The sequence below is a fragment of the Bartonella sp. AA86SXKL genome (genome assembly GCF_042196885.1).
The window spans coordinates 69,867-77,059 of sequence record NZ_JBHIRE010000003.1 but is presented as its reverse complement, the minus strand read 5'-3'; the positions used below and the strand labels follow the sequence as shown (position 1 = coordinate 77,059).

The window sequence follows — 7,193 nt, the reverse complement described above, 5'->3', positions numbered from 1 at the left end:
CACAGGCATCCCAAAACACCCCCTCAACCAACCCCGCCTCTACACAGGCATCCCAAAACACCCCCTCAACCAACCCCACCTCCACACAGGCGCCCCAAAACACCGCCACAACCAACCCCACCTCCACACACACACACCAACAGGCACCCACGCATGCGCTCCAACAGGCGCCATTCCCCATTTTTTCTTCAACAAACCGTATCATTGTTATCACTGAAGGAGAAATTGATGCACTTTCCTTAGCCGCCTATGGATATCCGGCGGTCTCTGTTCCCTTTGGAGGAGGTAGTGGAGGCAAACACAACTGGATTGAAAATGAATTTGATCATTTAGAATCTTTTGAAACGATTTTTTTAGCCACCGATATGGACAAGCCCGGAGAAGAAGCAGCCCGTGAGATTGCCAGCAGGCTTGGACGCCACCGTTGCTACCGTGTCCGTTTACCCCTTAAAGATGCCAATGACTGTTTAACCGCAGGGATTGATAAAGCCACCATAAAAGCCGCCTTTTCCTCAGCACAAAGCTTTGCACCAGAAGGTTTACGGCGCGCCTCAGACTATAAAGATCAAGTGATTGGGCTTTTTTGGCCAGAGCCTGAAAAACATCTTGGTTATACGGTTCCCTATCCTAAACTGAAGGACAAATTGCATTTCCGCCCAGCAGAATTAACGCTCTGGAGTGGTGCGAGTGGTGCAGGTAAAAGCCAATTATTATCAGACTGTATTCCCCATTGGATTGCACAAAAGAGTCGCCTTTGCTTAGCGTCTCTAGAAATGAAAGGAGAACAATCACTTCGCCGTTTAACCAAACAAACGGGCGGCTTAGAACAGCCTACAAAAGAGACAATTGAACGGATTCTTCATTTTTTAGACGAAGGGCTTATTCTTTATGAGCATGTTGGCAAATCGAGCGTAGATACCTTGCTTGAAGTCTTTGACTATTGCCGTGCGCGCTATGGCTGCGATCAATTTATCATCGACAGTTTGATGCGGCTTGGCATTGCCTCTGATGATTATGCAAGACAAGAACAAGCCGTTTATAAAATGGTTGATTGGGCTGTTTTAAACAATGTACATATTCACCTTGTAGCCCATGCCCGAAAAGGCGGTCTGGATAAAGATATCCCCAGCACAGAAGACATTAAAGGCGCCTCAGAAATTGGTGCCAATGCCTTTAACATTATCACCATTTGGCGCAATCGACCGTTAGAAGACAAAATCTTTGCCGCTTCTCTCGCACAAGAAAAAGCAGATTTAGCCAAACGCCCTGGCGTCATTATGAATATTGCCAAACAACGTTCTGGTGATTTTGAAGGCAAAATAGGGCTTTGGTTTGATCCCCAAACCTACCGCTATCGCTGTTCTTTTGAACAATCATTCCCTCGACGTTATCTGTAATACCCCATAAACCCCACTCTCTTTAAAAACGCCTCCGCCTTCAAACGCGCACGCCTTGCTCCCACAGAAACAACAGGAAGGATAAATCCACAAATGATGAAAAACACCCAATCCTTCGCAAACCAAAGCCAGCTCAACCCTAGATTCTCTGCTCCCAGACGGAAACAAAAAAAGGTCGCTCCAACAACGGCGCAAAACACCACCCCCTTCAATAACCACAAACAACGCGTCACCACCCCATCTCGCCGCCCCCTCATATGCAAAATCAAAAACCACTCCAACAGTGCTGCAAACACGATCTCCATCAAGGACAGGAGTCCCCATGGTATGTCCATACTCTCCATCCCCTTAAGAGCTAAAAAAAGAACGACTCCTAAAATGCAATAAAACAGCACTTCCTTCAAAAAGAGGGAAACACCAAAAATACAATAAAACGCCGCCCGCCACCACGGAATATCGAAGCGCTTGGAAACTTTATAAGTACCAATAACGACAACAATAAAAAGGTAGGAAAACACCAATAACAGCAAAAAAAAACAAATCGTTCGACATCAAATACCCCTCACAGCAAGCCCATTAAAGATCACACCCATAAGACAAAAAAACACCCCCTACTTTAAGAACCAAGCCCATAGAACACGCGCACGCCTTACACCCTGATAAATCAAAGGAAAAAGAAATCCAACAATAAAGGAAAACATCCCATCATTCGAGAACCAAAGCCAGCTCAACCCTAGATTCTCTGCTCCCAGACGGGTAAAAAAAAGGATTAGTGCCAAAATGCAGCAAAACAGCACAAAATTCAAAGCACGCAACAACCTCTGTAACACCGTATCACCTTGCTCGCGTATAAAGAACCCCAAGAGCACTTTCAACAATACAGTCAAGAGCAATCCCTTTAAGAATACCGCCCTTATGCTATCCATATCCCTGACGCCCACAGCAGCAAACCACAGGATAAAGCCCATCATGCAACAAAATATGACCGCCTTTAAGAACATTTGCCCCGCAACAGGCATACTCTTGACACCCAGATGCACCAAACCAAGGACAGTTGCAAAAATGCAAGAAAACACCGCCCCCTTCAAGAGCAACTCCCCGTCAACAGTGCGCCTGCCCACGCCCACATAAATAAAACCAGGGTAGGTGGCAACAACGCCATAAAGCACCACCCATCTCCAAAACATCCACCCTGTAACAGAGCGACGCTTGGCAATCTTATCAAGAAAAACCAAAGCTAGAGCAAAAAAGCAGAAAAACCCCAACAACAGCCAAAACATCACATCGTTCGACATCAAATACCCCTCACAGAAAGAACATCAAAGACCATGCCCGTGGAAAAGAAAAATGCTCATTTTTTTAAGCACCATCCCAACAGTACACGCACTCACCGTACCCCCTCCAAAACAAAAAAGGAACAAATCCAACACTGCTCACAAACACCCCATTGTTCGAGATCACAAACCAGTGCCCCCATATGCTTGGCTCCGTTATACGCCAATCCAACAACAGCTCCAACAACGCCACCCAACACCAGAAACTTCAATAAAAATACCCCACGCGATATCCATTTACCCCGCACCCTCATAAGCAAAACCAAGGACAGCTCCAGCAATACAACAAACACCGCTCCTATCACTAAAAATTCCCATGATATATCAAAATGCTTCGCTCCCTTATAAGCAAAGCCAAGAACCACTACAGCAATGGTGCAAAACACCACAGCCTTGAAAAACACGCCCCACGATACAGTTCTACTGTTTGCTCCCACAACAATAAAACAAAGGGTCGCTCCAGCAATGCAAGAAATCTCCACCCCCTGCCAAAACACCTCCCACGTCATAACCGGTCGCCCCGCATCTTCATAAGCAAAACCAAGGACCATGCCAACAACGCAGAAAAATGCCAGCCCCTTCAAAAACATGTCCCGCGCAACCACCATACGCCCCGCTCCTTCATCAATAAAAATCAGAGACCATGCCAAAAATGCAGCAAAAGATCAATCCTTTTCAAAGAATGAAATCCTAAACCCAAGACGCCTTGCCCCTCTATAAATAAGAGCAAGGACAAAGCCCAAAAGGACATAAAACACCCACTTGTTTGAAAACCACACCTGAGCCAAACCAAAATGCTCAGCTTGCTTATAAACAAAATCAGAGACAGCAGCCAAAATGAAGCTCAACAACACCATCTTGAGGAACAAACCCTTCGTTACACCACGCCGCTGCATTACTTCATAACCCAACATAAGGAAAATACCGGGAATGCCATAAAACGCCACAGCTCGTAAAAATACGCCCCACGTCATCCCCAACGCCTTCATTTCCACATAAACAGCCACAGAGACATAGGCCACAATACAGCTAAACACCAATCCCTTCAGAGACAAAAGCCCGCGCGCCATCACTCACCTCCCCCATCAAGCCATTCAAGGAAAATCCACCATGCGACAAAACACCTCTCTTTTCAAGAGCCAAATCCATGGGGCTCCCACACACAAGCGCAACAGTCCAAGTCACCCCCAAAGAGCGCATACCCACACGGCACACTCCAACACATGTCTTCCTCTCATCCCTCTCTTTTGCCTAGAGCAAGCAACATTTTTTAAAAACGAGAAGCAAAATTAAAATTTTTAAGGAGATGCTATGACCCATAAGCAGAAAAAAAATACGCAAACCTGCCCGCTTGAACATCAAGATCAAGGAAAGCACATTGGTCATTTAAAGACGCAAGAAATCCCTGTTGAAACAAGTAATCCTTATTTTAAACCCAATCATCGAGAAAGTTCCAGCAATCCGCGCACCATCAATGCCATTGCCAATGCACAAAGCCATCCCATTGCCCTTTTATATGCGAAAGGACATCTCAGCAAAGCCCAATATAAAGCAGCAGAACGTTTTTATTTTTACTGGCGTCAAAGCCAAGCCGATCTCCACATGAGCCTTGACTACACCCGTGAAAAGGTTTCCTGTAGCCAAGGGTACACACACCCTATTGAACGTCAAATAGAAGCATCCAATCATTTAAGAACAATCAAAGTTCAACTGGGTATTCTTGGCTATTCACTGCTTGAACGCGTTATCGGCTATGGACAAGCGATAAAAGAATTAAGTTCTTCAAAACGCAAACAAAACTCTCTTGCCGATCATTTACGAGATTGTTTAGACTTGCTCGCATTTCATTGGGGATATGCAAACCATAAACATTTTGAATAATCCCCTCCTCGCCATTTTAAGCGGCCTCCCATGTTGCCCCGCCCCCTCTAAAGCCCTTCCCACACACACGGGCTCAAGCATTGAGCAGTTCTCGCCCCCATTTCCATTACCTTGCCCCCCCACCCAAAAGGACAATACTTCACCCCCCTCACATACTTAAGATACACCCTACACTCTTAAAAACAAAAAGCCTTCCCCCATATCAATCCTATAATCATGAGGGGCTCTTAATTCGTTTTTGATTGAAGAATATTATCAAGATGCATGCATGCATCATAATATTTTTAAATATAGTTTAATTAATATCCAGTCTTAAAATAAATATTCAATTGAAAAAAGTATTAAGTTTTAATGCAAAATGACAAAATTTTTTTGTAAAAAGTATTTTTTATATTGCTATTTTTTCAATTCTCTGCTAATTATAATGTGGTAGGTTATTTAAGTATGATTTTTTTGTATTAGTACGGCCTTTTGAATTTATTCTTTTTTGACACGTCCTGCGAGTCAATGTTAAAATTCTCCTGCTTTTTGGTCCTCTGATTGCGACGGAGGACTTTTTTTATGACTGTACTTTTTTATAACTGTATTGTCTTAAATCACTTCCTTATGAGCTTTGTGATATTCCTCCATAAGGTTTACCCGCAAAATAGATCATTCTTTTGTCAAATTGACTTGCGTTCCATTCTTAAAGAACAAAGATTCTTAACTCAATCTGATTTACAAACAGCTTGGATACACTTCCCTCTTGGTTTGCCATTCCCTCTTGGCTTCTATTCAGGGTTTTCCGCTAAACTCAAGGCGCAACAGAAGCTTGCTCTGTCTCAAAAATTCACCACGCCCTTAAAAAAACACTTAAAACATATCCAAGGAAGCTTGCTTCATATCACCAAACCTCAAATGACCGTGTTTTACGGCATAACAGAATGACTTAACTATTGGATAACTTTCTTTATCGCCCCCCAACAGGTTGATGTATCACGACAACATATTGATTTATAATCATATCCCGTTATCCATATAAAATTAAGAGACGCAGATATCATAGGGATTCTCTCATTTTAAATTTATTTCATGTTGCATCAATCAACACCTTGTCTTTTCCACATTACAAACATGAGAAACATATGAAATAACGCACTTCAAAGATTTCAAAGATAAAGAATCAAAATGCCTCTTATGAACACGCTCAAGAGCCAAAGGCTGTCATCATATGAGACGCGAATAGTATAATAGTATACTGGCTTTTCCTTATGAGAATTTAAAGAAGGACTTATCCACTTCGCAAGAGATTTCTCCATTATCAGATTTACCAATATCCCCAATCACCAATATAATTGTGATGATAAGATAATATAATGTTTTTAAACAAGTAGGTAAGTGTGCAACACAAATATATTCTATTTAGAACATTCTGTTTTACGTGAGTCGCGTAACCTCCCATTAAAAAACAAAATCCCTATAAGAAAAAATCTAAAGCGTGAGAATAAAAACATGAGACAAGTGTGATTCCATTCAGATATTGCTCTTTAACCGTCAAACCGAATAAAAATAGATCCGGAAAATATGTTAATCTTCCTACCTTAAGAGATAAACTAAGAATATAGACAACATCTCTCCTAACATTCCCCTTTTTCTAGCATCGCGTAAGAATCAAAAGTTATACAGCTTATTTTGTCATATTATAAAGCACTGTTTTTTTAAGGCGGTGTTGAAGCAGTTAAAACGATTGAAGTGTTTAGCCAACGCCATCGCCATTAGCAAAGCTAAAAAAACAAACTGTTGAAAAGCCGTGCATATCTTGTGTAAACACAAAAAAAACAAGAAAAAGGCACAAAAATATCTCAATTTTTATAAAAATACTCAGCGTCTTTTACGATTGTATTGACGAACAACCCTTATCACATAATCATCTTAAATATTGAGAATAAAGAATGAATAGCCCTCGCAAATACAGCAACCTATCAATAAAAATATAAAAACAAATCTTTTGGTTATCTCTGTTTCTTATGGAATATGCCTTTCCCTATGGATGCACTTTAGCCTCCAAAGAGTGCATTCAATCCATGGAAAGGATGCACTCTAGCCCTCAAAAGAGTGCATCCTTCCCCTCAACGGATACCGCCAAACCCTCATAAAGGCAGTATCCAATCTATAAGAGGATGCACTCAACCCCTCAAAAGAGTGCATCCTTCCCCTCAACGGAGACCGCCTCAACCCTCATGAGGCAGTATCCAATCTATAAGAGGATGCACTCAACCCCTCAAAAGAGTGCATCCTTCCCCTCAACGGAGACCGCCTCAACCCTCATGAGGCAGTATCCAATCTATAAGAGGATGCACTCAACCCCTCAAAAGAGTGCATCCTTCCCCTCAACGGATACCGCCAAACCCTCATAAAGGCAGTATCCAATCTATAAGAGGATGCACTCAACCCCTCAAAAGAGTGCATCCTTCCCCTCAACGGATACCGCCAAACCCTCATAAAGGCAGTATCCAATCCATGAGAGGATGCACTCTAGCCCTCAAAAGAGTGCATCCTTCCCCTCAACGGATACCGCCAAACCCTCATAAAGGCAGTATCC

General features: G+C 42.6%; 7 protein-coding genes and 1 pseudogene. 3 read left to right on the top strand and 5 right to left on the bottom strand.

What is annotated here, in order from left to right:
- Positions 1-1,394: pseudogene (locus ACFIO5_RS02585) on the top strand (bifunctional DNA primase/helicase); the annotation flags it as partial.
- Here the strand turns inward: ACFIO5_RS02585 and ACFIO5_RS02580 are convergent.
- The 5 genes from ACFIO5_RS02580 to ACFIO5_RS02560 form a co-directional block, all read right to left on the bottom strand.
- Positions 1,388-1,915 carry a hypothetical protein gene (locus ACFIO5_RS02580; RefSeq protein ID WP_375705079.1) on the bottom strand — a complete coding sequence of 176 codons (528 nt, stop codon included), beginning with the start codon at positions 1,913-1,915 and terminating at the stop codon, positions 1,388-1,390. The pseudogene ACFIO5_RS02585 and the gene ACFIO5_RS02580 sit on opposite strands and share 7 nt — an antisense overlap.
- Positions 1,916-2,008: 93 nt before the next feature.
- Complete coding sequence (locus tag ACFIO5_RS02575; protein WP_375705078.1) at positions 2,009-2,692, bottom strand: hypothetical protein; 684 nt, start codon at positions 2,690-2,692, stop codon at positions 2,009-2,011.
- Positions 2,693-2,784: 92 nt separating this feature from the next.
- Positions 2,785-3,381, bottom strand: coding sequence for a hypothetical protein (locus tag ACFIO5_RS02570; RefSeq protein ID WP_375705077.1), 597 nt, complete (start codon positions 3,379-3,381; stop codon positions 2,785-2,787).
- A 15-nt stretch (positions 3,382-3,396) separates the two neighbouring features.
- On the bottom strand, positions 3,397-3,801 hold the full coding sequence (locus tag ACFIO5_RS02565; protein ID WP_375671804.1) for a hypothetical protein: 405 nt from the start codon (positions 3,799-3,801) through the stop codon (positions 3,397-3,399).
- Positions 3,761-3,937, bottom strand: a complete 177-nt coding sequence (locus ACFIO5_RS02560) for a hypothetical protein (RefSeq protein ID WP_375633346.1) — start codon at positions 3,935-3,937, stop codon at positions 3,761-3,763. Before ACFIO5_RS02560 ends, ACFIO5_RS02565 begins: the two co-directional genes overlap by 41 nt.
- Positions 3,938-4,042: 105 nt before the next feature.
- On the opposite strand from ACFIO5_RS02560, the gene ACFIO5_RS02555 reads away from it, so the two are divergent.
- Positions 4,043-4,612: a hypothetical protein gene (locus ACFIO5_RS02555; RefSeq protein ID WP_375633347.1), complete on the top strand. Its 570-nt coding sequence runs from the start codon at positions 4,043-4,045 to the stop codon at positions 4,610-4,612.
- A gap of 561 nt (positions 4,613-5,173) precedes the next feature.
- Positions 5,174-5,539 (top strand): hypothetical protein, encoded by a 366-nt coding sequence (locus tag ACFIO5_RS02550; RefSeq protein WP_375636910.1) that lies wholly within the window; start codon positions 5,174-5,176, stop codon positions 5,537-5,539.
- Positions 5,540-7,193: the final 1,654 nt, after the last annotated feature.

Coding starts and splice junctions, on each gene's coding strand:
- ACFIO5_RS02575 (WP_375705078.1), bottom strand. CDS start 2,692: ATGTCGAACGATGTGATGTTTTGGCTGTTGTTGGGGTTTTTCTGCTTT.
- ACFIO5_RS02565 (WP_375671804.1), bottom strand. CDS start 3,801: ATGGCGCGCGGGCTTTTGTCTCTGAAGGGATTGGTGTTTAGCTGTATT.
- ACFIO5_RS02555 (WP_375633347.1), top strand. CDS start 4,043: ATGACCCATAAGCAGAAAAAAAATACGCAAACCTGCCCGCTTGAACAT.
- ACFIO5_RS02550 (WP_375636910.1), top strand. CDS start 5,174: ATGACTGTACTTTTTTATAACTGTATTGTCTTAAATCACTTCCTTATG.